Below are 25,267 nucleotides of genomic sequence, written 5' to 3'. Positions count from 1 at the left end.
TTAACCGGCTAGGATTGGGCTACTGGGCTGGCGGACGGGCGAATGGAGAAATTAACCAGCTAGGGTTGGGCTACTAAGTTGGCGGACGGGCGAACAGAGGAATTAACCGGCTAGGGTTGGGCTACTGGGCTGGCGGACGGGCGAACGGAAGAATTAACCGGCTGTGGTTGGGCTACTGGGCTGGCGGACGGGCGAATGGAGAAATTAACCGGCTAGGGTTGGGCTACTGGGCTGGCGGACGGGCGAATGGAGAAATTAACCAGCTAGGGTTGGGCTACTAAGTTGGCGGACGGGCGAACAGAGAAATTAACCGGCTGTGGTTGGGCTACCAAGTTGGCGGACGTACGAACGGAAGAATTAACCGGCTACGGTAGGGCTATTGAGTTGGCGGACGTTCGAACAGAGAAATTAACCGGCTAGGGTTGGGCTACTAAGTTGGCGGACGGGCGAACGGAGAAATTAACCAGCTACAGGAGGGCTACTGTGTCGGCGAACGGGCTGCCTACTAACAACAAAGGCCGTCCCTCGGGCCGCTTCGGACCTTCGGGACAGCCTCTTCGCTGTACGCTTCTTATTCGGCAGACTTCTTGGCCGCTTTCGCGTCCAAATCGAGCAAGCCCAGAACTAGCGTTACCGCCTCTGCCCGCGTAGCAGGTGCGTTCGGATCGAACCTGTTATTGCCTTTGCCTTTGATTAATCCGGCTTCGACGGCCGCCGCAATCGATTTGCGCGCCCACTCCGGTATATTCCCCGCATCCGCGAACGTTAACCGGGCGTCGTCCTTCAACTCCAGCCCGGCAGCCTTCGCAATGATAATCGCCAGCTCTACTCTCGTAATCGATTTGCCGGCGCGGAACGTACCGTCCTCATACCCGCTTATCAAGCCGAGCTTCGAGGCCAGGACGGCATGCTTGCGCGCCCACGCCGGAATTTGCTCGAGATCTCGGAAATCGGATTCACTGACGTCTCCTTCCAGCTTCAACGCTTGGCTGACGATCGTAATAAGCTCGCCGCGAGTAATGTTTTGGTTCGGACGGAAGCTTCCATCCTTGAAGCCTGATACGATGCCCAATTGAACGGCACGGTTAATTTCGCGAATTGCCCAGTGACTGCCCGTATCGGAGAAGTTCGCTTTTGGCGCTTGCTCTTCGTTGCTGCTTTCTTCCGTTTTCGGCTGTTCAGTTTCCGTTGGCGGTTTCTCCTCATCCGTACCCGGGTTTTCGAGACTCGGGCTGGATATGTTGCCGTTGCCTCCAGGAACGGTCGGATTGCCACCCGCAGAAGTCATGGAGCCTTCATCGAACTGAAATTGAATATCGTACGAATGGTGATAGTTGAATTCATTCCAATCGATTCGAACGGTGCCGCTTTGTTTGCCCGACAACGTCGTCAGCGGATAGGACACGACCCGAGTATTGTTCGCCGTGTCGCGGCTGACGATGCTGCCGCTGCTGCCGTTCATAGTAATCTGATTGACTTCGAAGCTCCGCAAGACGGTGAACGACACCGTTTTGCTCCCTCCTGCCACTTTCAGCAGCGCCGGACTGATGACATAATCGTTCGCGATTGACGTACTGTCCGTCCCGTTCTTCAAAATCCGGAAAGGAAGAAAGTAGTTCCCGTCCTGCAGTGTGCCGGTTCCCGAGCCTCCGCCCGGAACGCCCGGTACGACAGGTCCCGCAGGATCCGGTCCGCTCACATACGGAGCCGCAGAAGCGCCGTCAAACCGGAAGCGGATGTCGTACTCGCTATAAATACTCTGCGCCGCCCAATTGAACTTCGTCCATCCGACCGTATCGACGGTCAAGTCTGTTACGGGGAACGATACGACTCTCGTATTGGCAGTCGCGTTCGTGCTCTCCACCGTTACCGCTTGGCCGTTCACCTTCAGCGACGGAATTTCCGCGCTCTGCTTCAAGGTGAAGGAGATTGTCTTAACGCCGCCGGCGATACGTAGCCTTGCAGGCGATACCGCATAGCCGTTAAGAGTCGAGACCTCTTCCTGATCTTTCTTCAAAACGGTGAAACCGATCGTATATTCGCCGTCGGGCAGATCGTTCGCCGTAACGACGGAAGCGTCGAACGACTGCACCGCTTGCTGTAGAGCCGTAAGCGCGGATGCCGTCAACGCTTCCGTATTCGCTCCGTTCACGGCGACTTCGCCCGCAGCGGCAACCGCGTCGGACAACGCCGTTTTCGCCGTTAGCGGATACTGCCCCACCTGCGTGCCGACGACAGCCGCCCGCAGCTTGCCGTTCGCGGCCGCGATCTCCCCCTGCAGCGCGGTATTGTCCACGTCGTTGAAATGGAAGCGAATGTCGTAGGTGTTGTCGTATGAGGCTCCCTGATGCGACGTGACGACCCTTACCTTCGCCAGCGTCTGCTGCGTCAAGTCAGCCGCAACAAACCGAACGACCCGGCTGTTGTCGGCCGTATTTTCGCTAAGCACCGTCACGTCGGAGTAAACGCCATCCTTCGCGACCTTCAATTCCCGAATAACGGAGCTTCCTTTGACCGTCAGCGTAACTTCGTACGTTCCGTCGCTACGAGGCAATATTTTGGCAGGCTTCGCCAAGTAGCTGTCAACTTCGGAAAACGCGGAGTGCGTGGCGTGCAGCGTCGAGTAGTACAAGTCGTATTCGAACTGCGCCACCGCTTTGAAAGCATCGACGGCGGCTTTCAAATCCGCAGCGGCGTTAAGAATATCCGGTCTCGTCGCATTCAAATTAGCGGCGACAGGCTCCGTCGCGGCGATCGCGTCCGACAAATCCGCCTTGGCCGCGTCATAATCCGCAGCGTCCGCGCCCGAAAGCTTTGGTGCCTTGTCATGATAGCGTACGGCATCGACTAGAGATTGCTTAAGCTTCTGATGGATAAGCCGGTTGAAGCTTAAGTAGAGCGATTGCTTCACTCCGTTCAGCTTGAACGTAATATGCCCGAGTCCGCTCCATACGGTATCCAGATTGTCGTCAAAGCTTTTCAGAGCGCTCTGATAGACCGTGTCGCCGATCGCCGTATTGGGATATCTGGTAACAGCCGCAGGAAGAATAGCTTCATACATATCGGGGCTGAAATACACGCCGTTCCCGAACGGTATGAAAAACATGACCTTGTTGTCGTCCGGCCTTTGATTCAACCGAATGTTACCGAGCACTTCTCCCGAATTTACCGTATAGGAGGCTTGAGAGATCGTCGTCACCGCGCGGCTCAACAATCCGACTTTCGCGGACTCCTCATTGGTCGCATTCGGTGTGTCCAGCACGTACAATTCGAAAGGCTCAAACTCCACATACCTGTGCTGCAACGTCCATTCGTATTGCCCTCTGATGCCGGTAACCGTATTATCGACCTGCGTTTGCGTAGCCGCGGGGTCTTCCAAATACTTTTCCCCATTCGTCAAAAGCCTCTGGAGGCTTTTAATGTCACTATGAAAGTATTCTCCTGCGACAGTAGCCGATTTCACGTCGCCGGGGCCGCCGTTCGTTTGTCCGTTAACGAGCGCCTTGCTAATGAACTTGGACATAGCCGGAAGAAGCGCCCGCAGCGCCGTTTTGTCCGCCACTTTTTGCAGCGCCTGAAATCCCTTCAAATGCTGTTCGAGCTTATTGTGAATGGTCGCGTAAGCGGCCTGATCGCCCTCGGTCGTAGCGTTCAATTCCACCTTCGCGGCAAAAATCGCCGTTTCCAGCAACGCTCGGCTGCCGGCCGGGTATTGTCCGTAAGCCGCTCCTTCCGCGCTTCCCTCGTAGACCTCTTGAGCTTTCGCCAATAACGTCTGCAACTTCTCCAGCGTTACGCTGCCCGAATTCGAGCCTTCGCCGGAGCTCGTCCCTGGATCCTCTCCGCCGCTGCCCGGCAAGTTCAGCGGGCCAGTGTCGATGCCGATTTGCGCATGATACCAATGGTTATATCCGATCTCCGTAATATTAATGTGCATTAGAATGTCTTGTTTCTTCGTAATGTCCGTTATGGCGTACCGAATAATCTTCTTATCCGCCGTCGGTCCTGCACTGACTGTCGCATTCACATAAGCGGTCGTATCCGGGGCGCTTGAGCCTGAAATCGGAGGCTTCGCTGCGCCGTCGGGTCGATAACCCAAATATTCGAATTTGTTCAGATTTTCCGTCTCGATCTCATGCTCGAAAGTAATGACTCCGTCATTTACCCTCAGCGTCCCCTTCGTACCGTTGATCTTCATGTACATATTAGCCGTCGAAACGGAGACTTCCCCGTCCTTCAGGATGTTAAAATCGAGCTGGTACGCGCCGTTCTGAACCAGAGCGTTGCCGGCGGCCGCCGATGCGGAAGCAATCGGCCCCGCATATAAGTACGATAGAATCAAGCTAAAAGATAACAAGAAGACGATTGTCGTCTTTAACCGGGTTTTCAATTTCAATGCCGAACTCTCCTTATCGATAGATTGGATGATGTCTTACGCGAGCAAGCTGCACCGCTTTTAGATCGATGCGGGCTAACGTCCTCCCTCCTTTTTAGACAATAATGATAATCATTATCAATATTTGTTCAAAAAAAATAAACCATTGTCGGCGCTAAACGATGTCAGCATCAGCTAATAGTTTACTTTTAAAACGTGAACGGAGAATGAACATTAGATTACAGTTTAAAAATGAAAACGACCCGCGAAGGGCCGCTTTACGCTAACCAGCCCTTCCTCGGATCGTCTCCCTATTCAACATGCTCTCGCACTCAAGTTCCAAAAATCGCATCGATAACCGGCTTCGTATGTCCGCCCGGATAGCACAAGTAGAGCAGCACGTACACGGTAATGCCGGTGAGCGCCGTCGCGAACCAAATGAGCGCCGTCGTACGTCCCCACTTGCGATGCTTGGCGAATTTTTTGCGCCAGGCCAGCGTTAGAGTCGTAATGCCGAAGACGGCGGCAACCGTTGCCAGCACGATATGAAACAGCAGGAAAATCAAGTAGATCGTCTTCAGATCGTCCGGACCGCCCCATGACGTGTTGCCGATGAAAATCGTCCGCGACATGTAGATGATAAAGAAGAGCAGCGCCGCCACCGCAGCCGCAACCATCGTCTTCTCATGCGCCTCGCGCTTGCGCTTAATAATTTGACGCCAGCCGATCGCTACCAGAATCGCGCTAAGCGCTATGAAGCTCGTACTGACAGTAGGAAATATGAAATACCAAGACATCAGGGACTCACCTGCTCCATCGACATGAAATCTGCCTAACTGTCTACATTCTACCTGTCCGCCGTCCTAAGGGCAAACGAATCCGGCGCTTTTCACACATTGTTCAAACGACCGGGGCAACCGTCGCTTCCGAGCCGCTTACGTCATCTTCTTTGGCTCGTTCGGAACGATACCAGCCCATGAAGACGACGAACAAGGCGCCCACGTTCACGAATTCCTGAACCAGCTTCATAATGATGCCGCCCAGCTGCTGATCGTCCCTCGGACTCAACAAGTTGAAGAACGCAGGACCGCCCTCGAACTTGGCAAGCAAGGCAGCCGGATCTCCGGAAACGCAGTACCCCATCGCCTTCGTCCATACTTCGGGATCGTTATAGACCGAGAACAAGGATGTGTTCGCGAAAATAATAAGAACGCAAGCGGGCGTCAGCAGCAATCCGTTAACGAAAATGTAGCCGAGACGCCATAGCGGAGTCAGCCGCGCCCACTCCGGCACCGGGCAATGAATATGCCACCACATGATCATAGCGGATATAAGCAGCAGCACGTAGTATGCCGTGTGTACCGAATAGTGCGTCATAATGTAATCGTGATTTCCCGGCATATGATACACCGAGAATACGAGATTGAACATAAATAAGCCGACGAGCGGATTCATTAAGAAGCGGAGCGGCCGCCAGAATGCCCTGCCGAACATCCATCGCCACAGCCAAGCCGGAATACCATACAACAACAAAGGCGGTACGATAACATAAGAGATCGCCATGTTCGTCATGTGGAACGAGAACATGAGATGACCGAGCAGACTTAGCGGTCCGCCTTGCGTCATGTACAAAAGAAAAATCGCAAGCAAGAACGAGAATTGCCGCTTGAACGGAACGTCCTCGCTTCCCGCGAACTTCTCTCTCCATGGTCCGACCGCGAACGTATACAAAATCGCTACCGCCATCATGAAAGCCATAAACAACGGGCTCCACAAATCGCGGAACGAGAAATATTCAAGTCCCCACATCGGGATTGCCTCCTTCCATGCAAAAGAGAGGCGGAACAGGGCCCGCCTCTCTGAAGTTATTGCCTTATGACCTTACCACCATACCCAGTACAACGCCATGATGACCATCGTGAAGACGACGAACACTCCGGAAAGAATTCCGATGATCGGGAACAGGTGTCCCCGGTCTTTCATGTGCATCCAGAAAGCCATCTGAATAAACACTTGCAGTACCGCCATGCTTATGAGAATGATGTACGTAAACGTGGTGTTGATATCTCCGGCCGATACCGCCGCGAAAGCGATAATCGTAAGTGCGAGAGACATGATAAATCCGACGACGTGCTTCTGGGGGCCTTCCACCCGATGACGCTTCGCCCCCGACTCTTGAGCCGAATGGTTGCTTGCCATGAGATTAACCCACCTTTCCCATCAGGTAAACAACGGTGAAGATGAATACCCATACGACGTCGATAAAGTGCCAGTAAATGGCTGAGACGTAGATTTTCGGAGCGGTAACGACCGTCAAGCCTTTTTTGAAGATTTGAGCGATCAGAAGACCGATCCACAGTACGCCGAACGCTACGTGAGCGCCGTGGAAGCCAACCAGCGTATAGAACGAGGAACTGAACGCGCTCGTTCTGAACTGATGTCCTTCGCTTACGTACGTGTTGAACTCGTAAATTTCCAAGCAGAGGAACGCGAGTCCGAGAAGAATCGTGATGGCCAGCCATACAATCATCGGCTTCACTTTGTTGCTATGCATCGCTTGAACGGCGAATACGCTGGTCAAGCTTGAGAAAAGCAGGATCATTGTAGCTGCGAATACCATTGGCAGCTCGAACAAATGCGAAGCCGCCGGTCCGTCGCCGATGTTGTGGCGAAGAGCCAGGAATGCGGAGAACAACGTTCCGAAGAGCACCGTTTCCGCTCCAAGGAAAATCCAGAAGCCCAGAACCTTGTTGCGGCCTTCCAACGTCGCTCTTTCCGGCTCGTGCGGCAATTGTCCGTCTACGTGCTCGTGTGCGCTCATGCTTGCACCCCTTTATCCTGATCTTCCGGTTCGATATGGTAACCGTGATCGTCATATACGGAACGGAGGAACATGCAGATGAACGTGACCGCGAGACCGCAGATCGTTACTGCCAGGTGATCATACATGAATCCGAAACCGGCGATGAACAAACCGATGCTCATGATAAGCGGAAGAATCGAATTCGATGGCATGTGGATCGGTCCGACAGGCTCCGCCGGGGTCATCTCCGTATTTCCATCCATTTTCTCTTTCCACCATGCATCGTAACCGCGAACAAGCGGAGTTTGCTTAAAGTTGTATTCAGGAGGCGGCGAAGGAATAGTCCATTCCAGCGTACGTCCGTCTTCCCATGCGTCGGCCGCCGCGTTACGCGGTTTGGCCCAAGTGATGAAGATGTTGATCAGGAACGCGATCGTACCGATACCCATCAGGAACGCCCCGATCGAGCTGATCAAGTTCATCGTGTCGAAGCCTTGGTGCGGCAAGTATGTGAATACCCGGCGCGGCATCCCGAGGAGACCAAGGAAATGCTGGACGAAGAACGTCAAGTGGAAGCCGATGAAGAACGTCCAGAACGTAATCTTGCCGATTCCCTCGTTCAGCATGCGTCCGAACATCTTCGGCCACCAGTAGTGAAGACCGGCGAAAATACCGAAGATCAATCCGCCTACGATAACGTAGTGGAAGTGGGCTACGACGAAGTAGCTGTCGTGGTACTGGAAGTCGGCCGGAGCCGATGCCAGCATAACGCCCGTAACGCCCCCCATGACGAACGTCGGGATGAACCCGATTCCGAACAAGCTTGCCGTCGTGAAGCGAATCGAACCGCCCCACAGCGTGAAGAGCCAGTTGAAGATTTTGATCCCCGTCGGCACCGCGATCAGCATTGTCGCGATGGAGAACAACCCGTTCGCTACCGGTCCGAGACCCGTCGTGAACATATGGTGAGCCCATACCATGAAGCCGAGGAACGCGATCAACACGGTTGCGAATACCATCGAGCTGTAACCGAACAGACGCTTGCGGGAGAACGTGCTGACGATCTCGGAAATAACGCCGAACGCAGGCAAGATCAGGATGTATACCTCAGGGTGACCGAACACCCAGAAGATGTGCTCCCAGAGTACACCGTTGCCTCCGGCGCCCGTCTCGAAGAAATTGGCTCCGAACAGCCGGTCGAACATCAAAGCGACGAGACCGACAGTCAGAACTGGGAAGGCGAATACGATCAGGGCCGAAGTAATGAAGATAGCCCAAGTGAACATCGGCATGCGCATGAAGGTCATGCCGGGCGCTCTCATGTTGATGATCGTCGCCATGAAGTTGATACCGCCGAGCAACGTCCCGATACCTGCGATCTGCAGACCGAGCACGTAATAATCGACGCCGTGCGTATCGTTATAGCTCGGGCCTGCGAGCGGAACGTAAGACGTCCACCCTGCATCCGGAACGGCGCCGGCGAACCAGCTGATATTCAGCAGCAAACCGCCGAAGAAGAACGTCCAGAAGCCCAAAGAGTTAAGAAACGGGAACGCGACGTCGCGCGCGCCGATTTGAAGCGGTATAACCGCGTTCATCAAGGCGAACAGCAAAGGCATCGCCGCAAGAAAGATCATCGTCGTTCCGTGCATCGTAATCAATTCGTTGAACGTGTCGGGGAAACGACGTTGTTCAACGGCTTCATCAGCTGAATCCGGATCAAAATCGCTTCCAGACCTCCGACGAGGAAGAACAGCAAGCCCGCGATCATGTATAGAATACCGATTTTCTTATGGTCGACGGTTGTGAGCCAGTCCATCAAGCCCGTGTACCGTTTGACCTTGTGCTCATGTGCATGTGCATGTGCAGCCAAGACAGCGAACCTCCTTCAAAACCTTAGTAGTCGAGCTTGTAGCCAGCGAGGTATTTGGCAATACCGTCGATTTGCTCTTGCGTCAATTCATTGACTGCCGCGCTAGGCATTTGGTTACCCGGTTTGATCTTCTGAGGATCGGTGATCCAATCCTTCAAGTTCTGTTCCACCGTCTTGTCTTCCTCTTGAGGATCGCTGACGACGTCCGAGTTGTACAAAATTCCGGCGATCGTCTGACGCCCGCCGACGCCCGTCAAATTCGGCGCACCCGACTGTCCTTGCTCGCCAACCGCGTGGCAAGTCAAGCATTTGGCCTCGAAGGTAGCCGCGATATCTTTGTCGGCTGCCGTTACCGCAGGAGCTTTCATTGCCGCTACCCACTTGTCGAAGGAAGCTTGGCTGACCGCTTTCGCTTTGAAATCCATATACGCATGGGAAGGACCGCAAAGCTCCGCGCACTTCCCTCGGAAAACGCCTTCGTTAGGGAACTCCAGGAACATCTTGTTCGTGAGCCCAGGGTTCGTATCCATCTTTCCTCCGATAGCCGGAATCCAGAAGGAGTGCTTAACGTCCGCCGATACGAGCTCGTACTGAATTTTCTTGCCCGTCGGGACGACAAGCTCCTGCGCCGTCTTAATGCCGTATTGCGGGTACTCGAACTCCCACCAGTAAAGATGGGCCGTTACTTTGACCTGCACGGCGTTCGCGTCTTTGCTGTAATCCTTGGCCAGTCCGAATACCGTCTGAATCGTCGGAACGCCGAGAATGACGAGCAGAACGAGCGGAATGACCGTCCAGATGATTTCCAGAGTGTGGTTGCCTTCGACTTGTTTCGGAATGGTCTTGTCGCCCGCGCGACGGCGGAAGCGAATCAGAACGTAAATACAGATCGCGAAAACGACCACTACGACCAAAGCCATGATGCCAATGGACAGCTTCATCAAATCAAATTGCTTCTCAGCCACCGGCCCTTGCGGATTCAGCGTAGAAAGATCCGCTCTGCCGCACCCCGACAGAAGTAGCATCAAACCTGCCAACACCGGAAGAAGGCGCTTGGTTACGTGCCACCGATTCATCTCATCAACCCCAATTTGACGTATTCATAGATTGCCTTGAACCCAGGTTCGATCAGGAATCTACATGTTCACGGATGTTGGTTCGAACAACACACGTTCTTAAATCACTCTAATAAATATAAAGATTGATCTGTCAGTTTGTCAACGTTCACAAAGGAGTTCACAAATTGTTCTCAAAACTGTCAAAAACGTTGTCGTTCTAAGGTTTCAGCCGCTTTAGAGCCGTTCTCCGAGCGCCTTCCGCGCCTTGCCGCTCGCCTGCCGCCAGCCTCTTCCGCCGACGACGTCGGATAAATCCCCTCCTCATCTTTTTACCAACGGAGCCCCTTTTTATGTACTCGCCGCCCCGCATACTTTTCAGACAGCCGGAAAATCTATAGCTATTCAAGCCATCGAGGGGGTAGTCCCATGGTTTCCCGACATTTTCTCGGCATATGCGGCAGCGCCGTCCTGCTGGCGACGATGACAGGCTGCAACTATACGGCGCACTTTCAAAAAAGCAACCAGGATTACGCCAGCCGCGCCAAAAACGATCCGAAAACGTTCCAGTCGCGTTCTTACGCCCCGCTCTCCTCCGATCCCGAGCAGCATAAGAACAAATATTTCGAATACAGCTCCGTCGTTTCCCGCAAGGTCGATTCCTTGCCGGGCATTAATACCGCAATGGTGTTCTTGACGGACAAAAACGCCTACGTCGGCATTTTGACGGACGCCTCCGCTACCGGCACCCGCGCGCATGGCGGCAAAGAAGTGAGGGAGCAAGTAAACAGCGGAACCATGGAAGGGGTATACAACGTCGACAACGGCAGCTCCAAATGGGACAACCGCCAGCTGGCCAACCATTACAATTCTTATTTCACCCACAGAGACGTCGCCGACTTGTCCACCGAGCTTCGCCAAGTTATCGGAGAAACGGTGCGCAATGCTCATCCGAGGGTCAATCAGGTTTATATTTCGGCCAATCGGGAATACGTCAACCAGCTTGTCGAATTCGCCAAGGCATCCTGGGGCCGCAAGCCGCTGACTCCGCTCACGAACGACTTCAATACGCTCGTCAGTTACGTGTTCGGGCTGGGCAATGAAGTGCCTCTTCCCTTGTACGAGCGCGACCATGGCGTGAACAGCGGCGCGGCAGGCTCGATCCCATCGAAAGCTCCGGCTCCTTCCCCATCGTCATGAGGACGCGGCAAACCGCTTATTATATATGTAGCGATTAATCCGGTCTCGGACCGTAGTGCAAAAAAAGAACCGACAGGGAGCGGCCGTAAAAACGGTCGCTCTAGCGTCGGTTCTTTGTGCGGCTTTCACTCAGGAAGCCGGGCTATTAAGTTTCACCATCTCGCGTTCGACGAGCGTCGTCAGCTCGTCCTCATAACCTCCGGTGATGCGATATTTGCGAATGTAATCTTTAACGAACTTGCGCGGATCCTTGGGGCGGAAAATTCTCGTCAGTTCTCTCAAACTTTCTTGAACTTCATTGTGGCTACGTTTGGCCATGCAATTCCCTCCCAGTGGAATGGATTCCGCACCGGAACCGGCATTGCTTCATGTTCCGGGACGGAGGCGAGTTACGCCACCGGAGAACCCGAAAAGAACGGTTCGTCCTGCAAGAAGTGTCAATTGCACCGCCACATCAGCCCTGGCAGCCAGTTCGTTCCTGCTTTAACCCATTATACCAGTAATCGGACAGGGATTAAAGCAAAAACATCCGTATCGAATCTTGTCAAATATGCCTAGCGTCGCGCACTTCGAACCAATGCCGGGAGCCCGAGAGAACGAACCGTTCTCCGGACTGAAGCTCATACGCCTTCTTCGGAACAAGCCGTTCCCCTGACTGAAGGAACGTTCCGTTCGACGAATCGTGATCTTCCAGAACGAACACTCTTCTCGATTCGTCGAACCAGAGCGTGCAATGCTTGCGGCTCACCTCTTCAACGTTCAAAGGAAATACAAGCGAGCATTGAAGAGGATCTCTGCCGATCGACAGCCCCTGCTCGTTCAATCGGAAGCTGGAGCCGGCGAATTCTCCTTCGAGTCCGCATAAGCGAGGCTCCTCGTCCGTAACCTTTTCGTCAATCGGGGTGTGTGCACGCGAGGCAAGGGAAGCGTATAAAAGGCCGTCTGTTCGAAATCCTCCAAGGGTACCGAATCCGTATCTTCTTCCATCTTATTCGAGCTTACGCCCGATGTTGCCGACGAATCGTTCCATTCCATATAAGAAACGTCGTCCGACGAACTCCCGGCCCCCTCCGCATAAGCGGGGTACAAGCCATCGCTGCGGCCTCTTGCCGTCATCTGCAAAAAGGCGACGACAGCGAACACGGCTACCGCGATTCCGACGCCGAACGCCGCCAGCAGCGGAAGCGTTCCGATCGCGGCGTCAGCAGCCGACGTTCTTAGCTCTTCCGATTTTTGCGCCGCAAAAACCGGAGTGGCTGCCGTCAAATAAAACGTTGCCGGCGCTATCGCACCGACCGTAATTCGCGCAAGGCGGGCTGCGGTCGCCCGGCTCGATCTTGACAGACCTCGTTCGTCTGTCCGCTGTTTGATGTGTATAGGCAACGCGCTCACCTCCTGCGGCTTCGTTTTAACTTTGTAAACGCTTTCCTATATCTTCAGAAAGGGAAGGAGTAGTAGACAAGATTGTCTTTAGTATATCCAATTCTCCGATCGTCTTCAACGAACTTCCTCCATTTTTTAGCTAAATTTTATTTAATCTTCCTTCCCGCATGCTTTTTCGGATTTCTAAGGACAGCATTCCACTAATGGGCGTTGCAATTCGCGGAAAAATTCTAACAATCGGGTAACTGGGTAAGGTTGCTGGGCGGTTGATATGAAATGTGGAATAAAAAGATTTTTTCTTCTTACTTTGTACTTTTTTAGAGAAATCAATAAGAATAGGACGATTTTTTCACGTTATTGCCGCGTTTTGAGCCGATTTCGGGAGATGCCGAAGGAGATAAGGCGATTTCCTAGTCTTCCTTTCGCCCCCCCTTCGCCCACAATTGAGATTAGAACGATTTTTTCGCTCTATTACCTGAGACGATTCGTGGAAGAACTGCAGGTTGGGCCCGGGCTCGCTTGATGCGCTTATGGGTTTTAACAAATCAAGTTCGTCTTTACGGTGCGCACAATTGAAGGGAGCGAGTTACTCCGTGCGTAATCGTTACAAAGACGACGGGCTTTTCGCATGAGCATCCCGCACCGAGAGTCGCCTCAATCCGCAGCTAACCGGAGGCGAAGCTGCCTCGTCCTGCAGCTTTGGCAACTTTTTCTGAACGAACGGGATAATGGTACAATTGACGGGCAGACGGCACCGGCGCCTCCGTCAGTGCATTTCCGCTAAAAAAGACGCCATCCCAGCGCTAAAGGCCCGGATAGCGTCTTCCCATTCCCTTCTATTGAACGTCTTCCGAAAGATACGGAACCGAATCGGAACCGGTGTTACTAAAGGTCCATTTTCCACCTTTTTTGACTACGCCGTCGGAGAAGACCGTACGGACTTTGAAGTGGATACCGTTTAGGTTGACCTCCATAAGGGCCGAAATAACGACGATAGCCTGATCGTTTTCTTCGGAATCAACGACAGCCCACTTTTCGATAGTCCTCTTGATATCGAAACTGTCGAAAAACCATTGCATCTGCTGCTTCAACTCTTCAGCCTCCGCGTCGTCTTTCGTCGTCACGGTCGCCATGAAGTCGTCCATTTTTTTCTCGTAAATAGCTTTCGTCTGGGCGTCGAACAAAGCTCCAATAGCCGCTTTATCAGCCTCGGGGAAAGAAATCTCTTGCGCAAACAGCTTATCTACGCTCAGAATGTCTGCTTTGAGAACCTCAATATTGTAAATTCCCCATTCGCCCGAGCTGCTTTTGCGCAAAGTAGCGTTGTAGACGGACGAGTATTCCGGGAAAAAAGCTCCGCTCACCTTCACGGTTTCGTCCGTTACTTTTACGACCGCCTCGTCGCCCGAAAAATCGGTGATCAGAAGCTCCTTAAACGTAGTTTGGGTTTTCGTTCGCTCCCAATTCGGAAGAAGTGCCTTAATGTCAACCCCCGAGTCATCCGCAAACAATTGAACGAAGCCTTCCAAATCGTCCGCCGCTTCGATCAAACGAAACTTATCGAAAACGCCGAGAATGGCTCTCTTCTCTTCCTCCGTCGGACCCCAATTGGTAATAATAACCTTTCTTGTAACGCCGTCCCAATCCACCTTTTTGTCGGTCAGCGCTGCGATAAAACGTACGCCGATCATCGTCCGGCTGTTGATCACCTTAATTTCTCCGCTGCTCGCGACGGTTTTCCCATTCACGAACGCCACGTCTCCGCCGGTCGACATTTCGATTTTGTGGCCTTCCGTCGAAGCTTTGATCGTCTTCGTCTTTGCTTCATAGTCGATCTCATAGCCTAGCGCGTTGAAGAGAGCGCGAAACTCTACGTACGTTTTGCCTTTAATAACGATAGGAGCCGCCGAGAAAGCGACCTCTTTGCCGTTCAACAGAACGGTTGCCGTAGCAGGCTTGGCCGATCCGGCCGCCGAAGCCGTTCCGGTCAGACCGAAAGCAAGCACCGCCGCAAATACGAAAAGCATCAAACGTTTCATTCTATCATCCACTCCCGTTATTCTGTGATGAAAATCAGCACTTCCTAATCTAGAATACTTCATCTATTAAATTCATTAATTACTTTTATGAAATTTTTATATTAACTGTTGCCTTGTGTCCGGTCACGCTCATTCAATCAACGAACGCAAATCCTTCAAGCTTGGCTTTTTGAACGAAACCTTCGCCTCATCGTTCTCAAACGCGATCCCCTTGATCTGAATAAGCTTGGGCAGCTCGTCTCCAAGCGGAATAATCTGATCGTCGAAAGCCGTCAACGGCAGCTTGATCTTTTTCGCCTTTGCCTCTACTACTGTTGCGACCAAATTCGGAGACTGCCAGCTCAGCCGATACGTTACTTGCAAACCGACCGGAATCCGTTCTTTCCACAAAACCTTCAAATTAGCGATAAGCAGTTCGCCCTGCAAGTCAAAATCCGCCCCCGTTACGCGAACGTCCGGCTTCACCTGGGGATTGTCCGCTACGGAAGCTTTTGCCAAATTGATTACATCCTCTTCGCTAAGAACGAGCTCCAGCTTCATCCGCTTGACCATCTCGATAGCCCTGTCCTTGACGGGAACCTGCTCGTAGGCGAGATTAAGTCCCTTGTCGGGCGCTATGTACAGAATAAGCCCCGCTCCGGCCAGTACGGCCAATAGCAGCAGCGCGACCAAAAATAAAATTAGCTTTTTCAAAAAAGGCCTCCTCGGTTTGTCCCGTTTCGCAGATTTGGTGGATTGACTTTCGCACGATGGAAGAGTATAACAGGAGGTACAATCGTTGACGGGAACACGTCCCCCGCTATTCCGTTCACCAGAGAGCCGGCGAAGTGCTGCAAGCCGGCGTTCGGATACGGTATCGACATCCTCCCCGAGAAGCCGCGCCGAAGCGAGCTGCACGTAAGCGCGGACGACATTCCCTCGTTACGGGAAGCCGCGTCATGCATATGGATACGCGGAACAAGCGCCGAAAGTTTCGCCGGCAAAGCGATTCATTCGGAACCAGGGTGGTACCACGGAGAGCATCCGTCCCTTTTTTCAGGGGCGGTTTTTTTATGCCGTAAAAAGTTATTCCGATTAACCATTAACCCCAAGAAAGGCTGTGTTGCGCATGTCTCATTCTTCACGCTCCGATCTTAAGGTTCCTCTTACCGACGTTCTTCATGCCGCGCAGGTTTTGCAAGACGTCGCCGTGCCGACTCCGCTCCAATACAATCTGGGCTTATCGTCGAAATTCGGCTGCAACGTTCACTTGAAACGAGAGGATCTTCAGATCGTCCGTTCCTTCAAAATCCGAGGCGCTTACAACCTGATCGCATCTCTTACCGAAGAGCAGCGCAGCCGGGGAGTCGTCTGTGCCAGCGCGGGCAACCATGCCCAAGGAGTCGCTTACTCCTGCCGGAAGCTGGGACTCATGGGCATAATCTATATGCCGTCCACGACGCCGCGCCAAAAAATCAATCAAGTGAAGCTGTTTGGCGGAGAAAACGTGGAGGTTCGGTTGTTAGGCGATACTTTTGACGATGCCTATGCGGAAGCGATCCGGGTGAGTCAGCAGGAAGAGCTGCCGTTCGTCCATCCGTTCGACGATCCGCGCATCGTAGCCGGGAACGCGACGGTCGGCAAAGAAATCGTCGAGGCCGGCATTCATCCCGTAGATGTTGTCATCGTTACCGTCGGGGGAGGAGGCTTGGCTTCCGGAGTTGCCTCTTATGTGAAAGCCGTCAATCCGGAAGCGAAAATCATCGGCGTGGAGCCGGAAGGCGCTCCTTCCATGCGCAAAGCGCTTGATTCGGGAGAAGTCGTCACGCTCGAAGAGATCGACAAATTTGTCGACGGCGCAGCGGTAAAAAGAGCCGGCGACCTGACGTTCGAAATATGCCGCGAGCTGCTGGACGATGTCATCGTCGTGCCCGAAGGCCGGGTATGCACGACGATTCTCGAGCTGTACAACGAGCATGCCATTGTCGCTGAACCGGCGGGCGCGCTTACCGTTGCGGCGTTGTCTACGATAGACCCCGCGTTTTTGCAGGGCAAGAACGTCGTCTGCGTCGTTAGCGGCGGCAACAACGACGTGGACCGGATGCAGGAGATCAAGGACCGGTCCTTGATCTATGAAGGGCTTAAACATTACTTCATGATCAACTTTCCCCAGCGCGCCGGGGCGCTGCGCGAATTTCTCGACGATGTGCTCGGCCCGAACGACGATATCGTGCAGTTCGAATATACGAAGAAGCACAACAAGGAAAACGGCCCTGCCCTCGTCGGCATTGAGTTGAAGAGCCGCGAGGACTACGAGCCTCTGGTCGAGCGTATGACCGTGAAGGGCTTCAAATTCCACGAGCTCAACAAGGATCCTTTGCTCTTCAACTTGTTGATTTAATTGTTCTCGCGCGGTAGCTCGTACCACTGTTGCGCGCCCGCATACACTTTCCGTCAAATGTATGGGAGCTCGTACCACTGTTGCGCGCCCGCATACACTTTCCGTCGAATGTATGGGAGCTCGTACCACTGTTGCGCGCCCGCACACACTTTCCGCTGAATGTATGGGATCTCGTACCACTGTTGCGCGCCCGCACATACTTTCCGCTGAATGTATGGGATCTCGTACCACTGTTGCGCTCCCGCACACACTTTCCGTCGAATGTATGGGAGCTCGTACCGCTATTGCGCTCCCGCACACACTTTCCGCTGAATGTATGGGATCTCGTACCACTGTTGCGCTCCCGCACACACTTTCCGCTGAATGTATGGGAGATAATCCCTACTATTGCGCGTCAAATTTAGCTGTCCCCTCCGTCGAAGCTGACTAATAGGGACAGCTTCTTTTGTTGGAGCAGATTTGCAACTACGAATATACGCGAAACGCGATTCACCCCATTAGCCCCGCTCCCCTCCCTCTCCTCCTTCACTCCATTCGAATACTCGGTTAATCCGGCTCTTACACTTTAGCGCTAAAGTAGCATTATATCGGCGTCCGGATGGAAAAATAGAACCGGATCCCGCCTACTGCGAAAGGTGGCCAACGATGAATCGTCAGCCGAATAAGATCATGATTTTGTACGCGCGTTTCGGCGAAGGGCATTATCAAGCCGCTTCCGCTCTGCGAGACAGCTTTGCCCGACTAGGCAACGCCGAGATCATGCTGATCGATTTGCTTGCGGAATCGCATCCCTTCATCAACGAGTTTAGCCGATTCGTTTACCGCAAAAGCTACACGATGTGGCCCCAAATGTACGGCTGGGTGTACGAGGCGACCCGAGGCATGAAAGCCGATTCGCTGTTTGCCCATTGGCTTCATTCGTTCGGTACGGTTACGATGCAGCGAGTCGTAGAGCGCGAGAAGCCCGACGCTGTCATCCACACGTTTCCGATGATGGTCATGCCGACGGTTACGAACCGGTTGCGAAAAAAAATTCCGATGTTCAACGTCGTGACGGACTTCGATCTGCACATGAGGTGGGTCCATCCGGACGTAGACAAATACTATGTTGCTACCGAGGATATGGCCGAGCAGCTTCTAAATCTCGGCATAACAGCCGAGCGGGTAGCTGTAACGGGCATACCGATCCGGTCATCGTTCGCTCCCGGGAGAGTGCACGAATCGGCCGCCTTCCGTTACGGACTCGAACCTTATCGTCCGACCGTGCTTGTGATGGCCGGGGCTACGGAGCCTTATCCGGAATACGCGCGGCGATCCGGGAGCTTACCGCCGGCGGCAAAGCGCAGGCGGCGATCGTCTGCGGCCGGAATCGGCTGCTAGAGGAGGAGCTTCGCCGCTACTATAACGGGGACTCCCACATATCCGTCCTCGGCTTCATCGACCGGATCGACGAGCTGATGGGGCTCGCCTCCTGCATCGTGACCAAGCCGGGCGGCTTGACGCTCTCCGAGGCCATATGCGCCGGTATCCCGATCGTCCTCTATAGGCCTGTGCCGGGACAGGAACGCAACAACGCCCTTTATTTGCAAAACAAACAAGCCGCTGTCGTGTGCCGGACGTCTTCCGAGCTCTTAACCGCCATGACAGGCATTCTGGAGCTGCCAAGTCTTCGCCTTCACCTCCAATCGGCCGTTCGAAAGCTGCGTCAGGAAAACTCGTCCGATCGGATCTGTTTGGATATCCTTCGTCAATTGAATATAATGGAAGAGGTTTCCGAAACCCCTATACCAGTCTGAACGTAACAGAAGGAGAACTCGCCAGTGAAAACCGCGCCGCTGCGATCCCTAACTTCGTCGAACATGCTTCTCTATATCGTCATCCTGTTTTTGGTCGAATTCGTCCGGGGAGCGACGGTCATCAGCTTCATGCCTATTTACGGCGAGAAGGTTCTCGGATTAAGCCTCGACGTTATCGGGGCGGGCATTACCGCTCATTACGTCACCGATACGGCATTGAAGCTGGCGATCGGCTATTTAATGGACCGCTTCGCCGTGCGTACACTCGTAAATGTCGGCTTGTTCTTTTCTCTGATCGGGGTGCTCCTGCTGCATAACGCGGACGTTCCCTGGCTGTTCATAACCGCTGCCGCTCTGTACGGAATCGGAATATCGCCGATTTGGATCGTCTGCCTGACGAAGGTACGCGAGGATCGGCGCGCTACGCAGATGGGCTTTCTATACACCATCTGGCTTGTAGGGCTAGGCGCGGGACCGGTAGTCACGAACGTTCTGCTCGATGTCGGCCGGGAAATGACCTATTGGATTTTGCTGGCAACCGCGCTCGCATGCTGGATACTTTCCTTTTTCTTGCCTGCTGAGGAGCATGCCCATATCGACCGCACGCCGTTCGGCCAACAGCTTGCCATTCTCGGCGAACGAATGAAGGAAATGAAAACCTTGCTCCCGGGCATGGTGCTGCAAACTCTTGGCGCGGGCATGCTTCTTCCCATATTGCCGAGCTTTGCCGTGAACGGCCTTGGGATGACCTCGTCCCAATATTCGCTTTTGCTCGTCATCGGGGCGGGTTTACCGTTATCGGTTTAATCCCCATGGGCAAGCTGTCGGACAAGCTGGGCAAAAAATGGTTTCTAGTTATCGGCTTTCTCATGTTCGGCATCGTGCTGTACGGGTTGACGCTTAGCCCGTCCATCGGGTTTTCCCTGGTGTGCGCTTTCGTCCTGGGAATCTCCTACGCAGCGGTGCTCCCCGCTTGGAACGCGCTTCTCGCCGCCTATGTGCCTCCCGGCCAGCAAGGGCTTGGTTGGGGTGTCTTCTCGACGGTCGAGGGCGTCGGCGGGATGATCGGCCCTTATGTCGGAGGAGTGCTCGCCACCGTGCTGTCGCAAGCTCATGTCGTTGGGCTCGCCGGTATAATGTTCATGGTCATAAGCATCTTTTACGTATTTTTTCCGTTCCGGCTTTTCCGGGGGAAAGCTAGAAGAATAGGAGAAATCTCATGTCCTGGTTAAGCGGCAGCGAATGGTTCGAATACGCGAAAAATATGAAGCTCGAAGATATCCAAGGCTGGCTCGACCGCTATTCGGCGCTGGGTCCGCTTCCGGGAATCGCCCTTCCTTTGCTGGAGGCGCTGCTCCCGTTTTTGCCGCTTGTCGTATTCGTGGTGGCGAACGCATCGGCTTACGGGATGTGGGCCGGCTTTCTGTATTCGTGGATCGGCGTGTGCGTCGGATCCCTGCTCGTCTTCATGCTGGCGAGAAAGTTCGGCAACAAATACGGCGACCGAATTCGCAAACGATTCCCGAAATCGGAGAAGTTTTTCGGCTACGTGGAACGGAAAGGATTCACGCCCATTTTTCTGCTGTCGTGCTTTCCTTTTTCCCCTTCCGCTCTCGTCAATATTTCTGCCGGCCTTTCCCGAATGCCTCTTCATACGTTCCTCGTATCGATAGTGCTCGGCAAAGCGGTCATGATCTTCACCCTTTCCTTCCTCGGACACGACCTGCGTGCAATGGTGGATCATCCTTGGCGAATCGCCGCCGCTGTTGTCGTTCTCATCGCGCTCTGGCTCGGAGGACGCAAGCTGGAAGCCAGATACGAGTAGTCGGGGGGACGGAAAATGCAGCTGCCATTCGAGGGAACCGGATTCCGCCTCGTATCCGCCGTGTCGGTATGGGGATACAGCATCGCTATCGGTTCCATACTGCTGCTGCTCGGAGGGATGATTGCGGTCATCCGGGCCAGCTCCGACGACAGCGGGAAATTCAGCGAGCTGAGGCAAATGGTGGAAGCGATGTTCGGCACGCCCGCCCATCTGCGTCCCGGATCGGACGATGAGACGGAAAGCTCCCGACAGACGGCGGCCGGCAAATCGTACGAGCCGTTCGAGGATCGTTGTCCCGCTTGTCAAATAACGGTTACCCACGAGCACCAGAATTGTCCTTCCTGCGGCTTGCGGCTTCTCGATTGATAATCGACGGCATAACCGCGACCGGACCGTGGAACCCTACTTCATGAGCTCGACATTCGAAGGAGGGGACGGCCATGTCCGGAGAACTTCCGTCAGCCAAGCAAAAAGCCGCCGCCAAAGCGCAATCGATAGCCGATCGAAGCGGCCAAGGAAAGCAAAAGGCCAGTCAGTTGCAATCGGAGGCCGATCATGCGGCGTATCCGAAGCACGGACTTTAGGAGGGCGAACCGATGAGCGAGCATTCCGGCCAGCATTCCATGGAGCCGATTTCCGGCGAAAAGGTTACCGTGGACGGCGTATACAAGAACGAGTGGGGCAACGAGGAAGAGCTGAAGCGGGGGCAAGTGTTTCCCGCCGATCTCGCGCTCGGGTCGACCGAGTGGGAGCTTGTGGAGTTCAGCTACGAAAACCACCACGAAGGCCGAACGGACCCCAGACTCGTGCCGAAAGCCAACGATACCGACCAATTGGGCAAAATCACTCACCCCCGCCGTCAAATGGACCGGGGCAAAAAGTAATAATAAAAACGGTTGAGCGGCCATGCGGCCGTCCAACCGTTTTTATTAGATTAAGCCTCCTCGGGGGAAGCTTCCTCCCGATGGAGCCATTGCTCCATCAGCTTATCGAGCCTGCGCATGCTTTCTTCGTAAGAGAATACAGACGACGTAATGACCAGCAGCCTCGCCCGGTCCGTCCCTTCCCGGTCTTTGGTCTGAGCCTCGACCAGCTCCGTCAACGTTAACGACGCTTCCTGCGGCGGAGCGGACGCCGCGGCTCCGGGCTTCATGACGCCCTCCCACTTCCATAGCAGCTGCTCGTGATAGCCGCACAGAGACTCGATTTGCCGATCGACAAGATGATTCCACGTTTCTGCCGTTTTGACGCCCCAGTAATGGTCCTCGACCGCATCGATCAGCGACACTCCCCGCTCCAGCGCGGTAAGCATGCCTTTGTACACGACGAGGAGCCGCACGCGAGCCGTTCGGGATTTGCGACGCCATACCCGCTCCTCGGCGAACATGTCGTAGAACTCCTCCAGCTTGCGCAGCTTCGTACGCAGCTTTTCGTGCTCCTCGCGAAAAACATTCTCCTTCAGCTCATTGGACACCGCCGTCCGCAGCAGCCGGGACAGCATCGTCTGCGTCTCCTGCACCTGCTTGACGAACCGTGTGCGATGGCGGGGAGGCGCGACCGCTACGTTGACGACGAAAGCGCTGACCATCCCGGTCAGAACGGCGGCCAGCCGCTCAAGGGCAAGCATCCATCCTTGACTGTGCGCCTCCATGATAACGACAACGGTCACAAGCGTAAGGCCGATCGTTTCTTCCGTCTTCAACTGGATGCAAAGCAGAATGACACCGATACATACGAGTCCGACCGTCACGGGCGTGCTGCCGACGAGCCATACGGCTCCGAGCGCGATAGCGGCGCCCAGCACATTGCTCTGCACCTGCTCAAGCATCTGCATCCAGGAACGGTAAATGGACGGTTGAATGGTGAAAATGGCGGCGATAGCCGCGAGGAGCGGAGATTCCAGCCCGACGAGCGTGCCGATCCATAGAGCCAGCGCAACGGCCAGCCCCGTCTTGAATACCCGCGCGCCAATCGTCATCGCCGCTCACCGCCGTTCTCCGGCGGCAACAGCTCCACGACCGCTTCCGCTGCCTGCTCGCCGTTCAACAATAGAGCAACCTTATGTACGCCCGGATAATGGCGCCGGGTCGACAAGTCCGCGAACGAATGGCGTCTGCTGCCGTACGCCCGGCTCCCTCCGAGTACGACCTTCTCGCTCAGCTTGAATAGCTTGCGATAGAGTCGGCCGTTCGCACGCGGATAGTAGACAGCCAGCTCAAGCCGCAGCTTGATCGGCTCCCCCGGCGGCATCGCGAGCGCATAGCGAACGTCCACCGAGCCTCCGACGGGAACGGAATCGGGGCTTACCGTCCATTCCTCCACCCGGACGCCGGGCTGCGGGCGCATGCCGAACAGAGCCATGACCGCCGGATGAGCCGCCCGGATCAGCCCTCGGCAAGCGTGACGAACGATCCAATCGGTCGCCGCGTCGCTTCCAAGCCATCGTTCGGCCAGCTTTGCCACCAGCTCGGGGTGATCTTTGGAAATATCGTTCAAATTGTTCGCTACGCTTCGGCGCACGTATTCCGACGAGTCCGCGCGAAGCCGCTCAAGTATAGGCAAGATCGGCGAAGGATCTCGCTTGAACGCCGGCAGCGCGTCCGCCCAAGGCAATCTCGGCCGGCAGCCTTCGCTGGCGAGCCGCCGAACGTGCTCGTCCGGATGCGAGGCCCACTCCATCATCGTCGCAAGCATTCGGCCTTCGTCCCTTCGGATGAACGGACGAACGGCGAATTCCGACGAAGACATCGGAGTGAACGCGGCCAATGCGTCAACCGACCGTTCCCAATGCTCTAATCCGTACCGTTCTACGAAATCGGGAAAAAACAAATAAGGAAACCCCCGGCAATTATCCGCTATCGCTTCAAGCACGTCCAACGCCTTTCCATATTCCAAGGGCAATTTTCCGCCCAAGCTTTCCGTAATGCGCCGGATGCGTCCCTTCAATTCCAATTCGTCCCAGCCATCGCCAAGCGTTGCTTCGACGAAGCCGTCCGTATCGAAAACAGGATAGACCGCTCTAACCTTGGCCGCGAATTCCCTTAAGAACGTTTCCCGATACATCTCTTTCAGCGGTTCCGCCACGATGTCTCCTCCTTGACGCCGATTCGGTCGGATTCATTATAGCACGCCGCCTTCCCCATTCTCTCCTCTGCCTTTATAATGATGAGAAACAAATCGACAAATGGTCGACACGGGAAGGGGCGGCATGCGATTGTGATTCTGTTTGTCGTCAACGAAAGCTCCGGCAATGGCCGCGGACGCAAAATATGGCGCCAAGTGAAGCAAGAGCTTCGGCGCAGAAGCATAAGCTATCGGGTCGTCGCAGCGGCGACGGAAGCCGAGTCCGCAAGACAAACGAAGGCTGCGATCGATTCCGGCGATTTGAAAGCGATTGCAATTATCGGCGGTGACGGCTCTCTTCATAGTCTTCTTCCTCATCTCGCGGGAAGCGGCATTCCAATCGGCCTCATTCCGTCCGGCTCGGGCAACGATAACGCCCTTACCTTCGGCATCCCTCGAAATCCGATGAAGGCGCTTGACATCGTCCTTAACGGGCAGCCCCGGGCTGCCGACTTGATCGCGACGATCGAAGCTCCTCCCGCAGGAGCGCATAATACGCCTCATGCGTTCGATTCTGCCGGCTCGCCCTCCAGTCCGCCCCGCTACTCCTCGACCGCCATCGCCGTCGGATTGGACGGAGCCGTCGCCGACGACGTGAACCGCTCCCGGTACAAGCGTTGGTGCAACCGGCTGGGCGTCGGCTCGCTCGCTTATCTTATCGGCCTTCTCCGCATGCTGGCGGTATTTAAGCCGCAACGGATCGCCGTTACCGTCGACGGAGAGCGCCGCGAGTTCGAACGAGGCTGGCTCGTCGCCATCGCCAGCCATCCGACCTATGGCGGCGGCCTCCGAATTTGCCCCGACGCCAGAGCCGACGACGGCGAGCTGCATGTCTGCGTCGTCCATGACTGCTCCGCCTTGCGGATACTGAGCGTCTTCCCTACGATATTGAACGGCTCGCACGTCAAGCAGCCGTATGTCGCTATGCTGCGCGGGAAATCCGTCCTAATAGAAGCTCCCCGCCCCCTGCTTGCTTTCGGGGACGGGGAGCCTGTGGGACGAACGACGATCCGCGCGGACGTCCATGCAGGTCAGCTGCTTTTTTTGACTGCGGCTTCGGGATAGCGGAACGGGAACATGATTTCGAACATTGTGCCTCTGCCAAGCTGGCTGTCGACCGTAATCTTGCCTTGGTGATTGTCGACGATTTTGTAGCTGACCATGAGGCCGAGTCCCGTTCCCTTTTCCTTCGTCGTATAGAAGGGCTGACCGATCTTCGCCAGCTGATCCTCTCCGATTCCGGGCCCTCGTCCATGATTCGAACATACACGCTGTCGTTCTCGCGAGACAGCTTCACCCGGATGGCTCCGCCGTCTATCATCGCCTCTATCGCATTTTTGATGACGTTAATGAACACTTGCTTCACCTGGTTTTCAACCCCGTACACCCACAGCGGCTCCGAGCCGTACTCGGAT

At 54.6% G+C, this 25,267-nt stretch carries 25 protein-coding genes and 1 pseudogene; 11 read left to right on the top strand and 15 right to left on the bottom strand.

From position 1 onward, the window contains the following. Nucleotides 1–571: 571 nt before the first annotated feature. The 7 genes and pseudogenes from D3H35_RS16020 to coxB all read right to left on the bottom strand — a co-directional run bounded on the left by D3H35_RS16020 (nt 572) and on the right by coxB (nt 10,127). The gene (locus D3H35_RS16020; RefSeq protein ID WP_119150275.1) at nt 572–4,396 is read right to left on the bottom strand and encodes an NEAT domain-containing protein; all 3,825 of its coding nucleotides are present in this window, start codon (nt 4,394–4,396) and stop codon (nt 572–574) included. Nucleotides 4,397–4,707: 311 nt separating this feature from the next. After that, the gene (locus D3H35_RS16015; RefSeq protein WP_119150274.1) at nt 4,708–5,172 is read right to left on the bottom strand and encodes a DUF420 domain-containing protein; all 465 of its coding nucleotides are present in this window, start codon (nt 5,170–5,172) and stop codon (nt 4,708–4,710) included. Nucleotides 5,173–5,275: 103 nt separating this feature from the next. Beyond that, nucleotides 5,276–6,184 carry a cytochrome c oxidase assembly factor CtaG gene (gene ctaG, locus D3H35_RS16010; protein ID WP_119150273.1) on the bottom strand — a complete coding sequence of 303 codons (909 nt, stop codon included), beginning with the start codon at nt 6,182–6,184 and terminating at the stop codon, nt 5,276–5,278. Nucleotides 6,185–6,256: 72 nt separating this feature from the next. Continuing rightward, complete coding sequence (locus tag D3H35_RS16005) at nt 6,257–6,574, bottom strand: cytochrome C oxidase subunit IV family protein (protein ID WP_119150272.1); 318 nt, start codon at nt 6,572–6,574, stop codon at nt 6,257–6,259. 4 nt (nt 6,575–6,578) lie between these two features. Next, a complete protein-coding gene (locus D3H35_RS16000; protein ID WP_119150271.1) occupies nt 6,579–7,196 on the bottom strand; it encodes a cytochrome (ubi)quinol oxidase subunit III in 618 nt (205 codons plus the stop codon). After that, nucleotides 7,193–8,997 (bottom strand): annotated as a pseudogene (gene ctaD / locus D3H35_RS15995) (cytochrome c oxidase subunit I). The gene D3H35_RS16000 and the pseudogene ctaD overlap by 4 nt, the downstream one beginning before the upstream one ends. 77 nt (nt 8,998–9,074) lie before the next feature. Beyond that, nucleotides 9,075–10,127: a cytochrome c oxidase subunit II gene (gene coxB / locus D3H35_RS15990; RefSeq protein WP_119150270.1), complete on the bottom strand. Its 1,053-nt coding sequence runs from the start codon at nt 10,125–10,127 to the stop codon at nt 9,075–9,077. A 408-nt stretch (nt 10,128–10,535) separates the two neighbouring features. Between coxB and D3H35_RS15985 the strand changes: the two genes are divergently transcribed. Next, the gene (locus D3H35_RS15985) at nt 10,536–11,306 is read left to right on the top strand and encodes a YhcN/YlaJ family sporulation lipoprotein (protein ID WP_119150269.1); all 771 of its coding nucleotides are present in this window, start codon (nt 10,536–10,538) and stop codon (nt 11,304–11,306) included. 129 nt (nt 11,307–11,435) lie between these two features. On the opposite strand, the gene D3H35_RS15980 is transcribed toward D3H35_RS15985, so the two are convergent. The 5 genes from D3H35_RS15980 to D3H35_RS15960 form a co-directional block, all read right to left on the bottom strand. Then, a complete protein-coding gene (locus D3H35_RS15980) occupies nt 11,436–11,624 on the bottom strand; it encodes a hypothetical protein (RefSeq protein ID WP_119150268.1) in 189 nt (62 codons plus the stop codon). A 226-nt stretch (nt 11,625–11,850) separates the two neighbouring features. Further along, nucleotides 11,851–12,129 (bottom strand): FHA domain-containing protein, encoded by a 279-nt coding sequence (locus tag D3H35_RS15975; protein ID WP_158594138.1) that lies wholly within the window; start codon nt 12,127–12,129, stop codon nt 11,851–11,853. After that, nucleotides 12,126–12,689 carry a hypothetical protein gene (locus D3H35_RS15970; RefSeq protein ID WP_119150266.1) on the bottom strand — a complete coding sequence of 188 codons (564 nt, stop codon included), beginning with the start codon at nt 12,687–12,689 and terminating at the stop codon, nt 12,126–12,128. The genes D3H35_RS15975 and D3H35_RS15970 overlap by 4 nt, the downstream gene beginning before the upstream one ends. 836 nt (nt 12,690–13,525) lie before the next feature. Continuing rightward, a complete protein-coding gene (locus tag D3H35_RS15965) occupies nt 13,526–14,728 on the bottom strand; it encodes a copper amine oxidase N-terminal domain-containing protein (protein ID WP_158594137.1) in 1,203 nt (400 codons plus the stop codon). 129 nt (nt 14,729–14,857) lie between these two features. After that, nucleotides 14,858–15,421 (bottom strand): hypothetical protein, encoded by a 564-nt coding sequence (locus D3H35_RS15960; RefSeq protein WP_119150264.1) that lies wholly within the window; start codon nt 15,419–15,421, stop codon nt 14,858–14,860. Between the two features lie 415 nt (nt 15,422–15,836). On the opposite strand from D3H35_RS15960, the gene ilvA reads away from it, so the two are divergent. The 9 genes from ilvA (at nt 15,837) to D3H35_RS15915 (ending at nt 21,613) form a co-directional block, all read left to right on the top strand. Continuing rightward, nucleotides 15,837–17,108: a threonine ammonia-lyase IlvA gene (ilvA, locus tag D3H35_RS15950; protein WP_119150262.1), complete on the top strand. Its 1,272-nt coding sequence runs from the start codon at nt 15,837–15,839 to the stop codon at nt 17,106–17,108. Nucleotides 17,109–17,753: 645 nt separating this feature from the next. After that, complete coding sequence (locus D3H35_RS15940) at nt 17,754–18,488, top strand: MGDG synthase family glycosyltransferase (RefSeq protein WP_119150260.1); 735 nt, start codon at nt 17,754–17,756, stop codon at nt 18,486–18,488. Further along, on the top strand, nt 18,410–18,904 hold the full coding sequence (locus D3H35_RS31365) for a glycosyltransferase (protein WP_233568046.1): 495 nt from the start codon (nt 18,410–18,412) through the stop codon (nt 18,902–18,904). Before D3H35_RS15940 ends, D3H35_RS31365 begins: the two co-directional genes overlap by 79 nt. Before the next feature lie 24 nt (nt 18,905–18,928). Beyond that, nucleotides 18,929–19,711, top strand: coding sequence for an MFS transporter (locus D3H35_RS34175; protein WP_325050083.1), 783 nt, complete (start codon nt 18,929–18,931; stop codon nt 19,709–19,711). A 5-nt stretch (nt 19,712–19,716) separates the two neighbouring features. Continuing rightward, on the top strand, nt 19,717–20,136 hold the full coding sequence (locus D3H35_RS34170) for an MFS transporter (protein WP_325050082.1): 420 nt from the start codon (nt 19,717–19,719) through the stop codon (nt 20,134–20,136). After that, the gene (locus D3H35_RS15925; protein ID WP_119150259.1) at nt 20,124–20,729 is read left to right on the top strand and encodes a TVP38/TMEM64 family protein; all 606 of its coding nucleotides are present in this window, start codon (nt 20,124–20,126) and stop codon (nt 20,727–20,729) included. Before D3H35_RS34170 ends, D3H35_RS15925 begins: the two co-directional genes overlap by 13 nt. Before the next feature lie 15 nt (nt 20,730–20,744). Continuing rightward, entirely contained in the window at nt 20,745–21,095 is a 351-nt protein-coding gene (locus tag D3H35_RS15920; RefSeq protein WP_119150258.1) for a hypothetical protein, read from the top strand. A 74-nt stretch (nt 21,096–21,169) separates the two neighbouring features. Further along, nucleotides 21,170–21,313, top strand: a complete 144-nt coding sequence (locus tag D3H35_RS31360) for a hypothetical protein (RefSeq protein ID WP_199728529.1) — start codon at nt 21,170–21,172, stop codon at nt 21,311–21,313. Between the two features lie 12 nt (nt 21,314–21,325). After that, nucleotides 21,326–21,613: a transposase gene (locus D3H35_RS15915; protein ID WP_119150257.1), complete on the top strand. Its 288-nt coding sequence runs from the start codon at nt 21,326–21,328 to the stop codon at nt 21,611–21,613. Between the two features lie 50 nt (nt 21,614–21,663). Here D3H35_RS15915 and D3H35_RS15910 read toward each other — a convergent pair whose 3' ends face one another. Further along, complete coding sequence (locus tag D3H35_RS15910) at nt 21,664–22,707, bottom strand: FUSC family protein (RefSeq protein ID WP_119150256.1); 1,044 nt, start codon at nt 22,705–22,707, stop codon at nt 21,664–21,666. After that, the gene (locus D3H35_RS15905) at nt 22,704–23,813 is read right to left on the bottom strand and encodes a DNA alkylation repair protein (protein WP_119150255.1); all 1,110 of its coding nucleotides are present in this window, start codon (nt 23,811–23,813) and stop codon (nt 22,704–22,706) included. Before D3H35_RS15905 ends, D3H35_RS15910 begins: the two co-directional genes overlap by 4 nt. 132 nt (nt 23,814–23,945) lie before the next feature. Between D3H35_RS15905 and D3H35_RS32500 the strand changes: the two genes are divergently transcribed. Next, nucleotides 23,946–24,917, top strand: a complete 972-nt coding sequence (locus D3H35_RS32500; RefSeq protein WP_158594135.1) for a diacylglycerol/lipid kinase family protein — start codon at nt 23,946–23,948, stop codon at nt 24,915–24,917. On the opposite strand, the gene D3H35_RS34865 is transcribed toward D3H35_RS32500, so the two are convergent. After that, the gene (locus D3H35_RS34865; protein ID WP_411675157.1) at nt 24,884–25,066 is read right to left on the bottom strand and encodes an ATP-binding protein; all 183 of its coding nucleotides are present in this window, start codon (nt 25,064–25,066) and stop codon (nt 24,884–24,886) included. The genes D3H35_RS32500 and D3H35_RS34865 overlap by 34 nt on opposite strands. Nucleotides 25,067–25,267: the final 201 nt, after the last annotated feature.

The sequence above is a fragment of the Cohnella faecalis genome (genome assembly GCF_003570905.1).
GTDB lineage: Bacteria > Bacillota > Bacilli > Paenibacillales > Paenibacillaceae > Cohnella > Cohnella faecalis.
The sequence above is the reverse complement of the archived record's forward strand: the minus strand, read 5'-3'. Positions and strand labels throughout refer to the sequence as shown.

What these genes read in the sequence shown, in the direction of transcription:
- ctaG (WP_119150273.1), bottom strand. Translation starts at nt 6,184, where the DNA reads ATGTGGGGACTTGAATATTTCTCGTTCCGCGATTTGTGGAGCCCGTTG.
- D3H35_RS15985 (WP_119150269.1), top strand. Translation starts at nt 10,536, where the DNA reads ATGGTTTCCCGACATTTTCTCGGCATATGCGGCAGCGCCGTCCTGCTG.
- coxB (WP_119150270.1), bottom strand. Translation starts at nt 10,127, where the DNA reads ATGAATCGGTGGCACGTAACCAAGCGCCTTCTTCCGGTGTTGGCAGGT.
- D3H35_RS15915 (WP_119150257.1), top strand. Translation starts at nt 21,326, where the DNA reads ATGAGCGAGCATTCCGGCCAGCATTCCATGGAGCCGATTTCCGGCGAA.
- D3H35_RS16015 (WP_119150274.1), bottom strand. Translation starts at nt 5,172, where the DNA reads ATGTCTTGGTATTTCATATTTCCTACTGTCAGTACGAGCTTCATAGCG.
- D3H35_RS15920 (WP_119150258.1), top strand. Translation starts at nt 20,745, where the DNA reads ATGCAGCTGCCATTCGAGGGAACCGGATTCCGCCTCGTATCCGCCGTG.
- D3H35_RS15925 (WP_119150259.1), top strand. Translation starts at nt 20,124, where the DNA reads ATGTCCTGGTTAAGCGGCAGCGAATGGTTCGAATACGCGAAAAATATG.
- ilvA (WP_119150262.1), top strand. Translation starts at nt 15,837, where the DNA reads ATGTCTCATTCTTCACGCTCCGATCTTAAGGTTCCTCTTACCGACGTT.
- D3H35_RS31360 (WP_199728529.1), top strand. Translation starts at nt 21,170, where the DNA reads ATGTCCGGAGAACTTCCGTCAGCCAAGCAAAAAGCCGCCGCCAAAGCG.
- D3H35_RS15980 (WP_119150268.1), bottom strand. Translation starts at nt 11,624, where the DNA reads ATGGCCAAACGTAGCCACAATGAAGTTCAAGAAAGTTTGAGAGAACTG.
- D3H35_RS15910 (WP_119150256.1), bottom strand. Translation starts at nt 22,707, where the DNA reads ATGACGATTGGCGCGCGGGTATTCAAGACGGGGCTGGCCGTTGCGCTG.
- D3H35_RS16000 (WP_119150271.1), bottom strand. Translation starts at nt 7,196, where the DNA reads ATGAGCGCACACGAGCACGTAGACGGACAATTGCCGCACGAGCCGGAA.
- D3H35_RS34170 (WP_325050082.1), top strand. Translation starts at nt 19,717, where the DNA reads ATGGGCAAGCTGTCGGACAAGCTGGGCAAAAAATGGTTTCTAGTTATC.
- D3H35_RS16005 (WP_119150272.1), bottom strand. Translation starts at nt 6,574, where the DNA reads ATGGCAAGCAACCATTCGGCTCAAGAGTCGGGGGCGAAGCGTCATCGG.
- D3H35_RS15965 (WP_158594137.1), bottom strand. Translation starts at nt 14,728, where the DNA reads ATGAAACGTTTGATGCTTTTCGTATTTGCGGCGGTGCTTGCTTTCGGT.
- D3H35_RS15940 (WP_119150260.1), top strand. Translation starts at nt 17,754, where the DNA reads ATGAATCGTCAGCCGAATAAGATCATGATTTTGTACGCGCGTTTCGGC.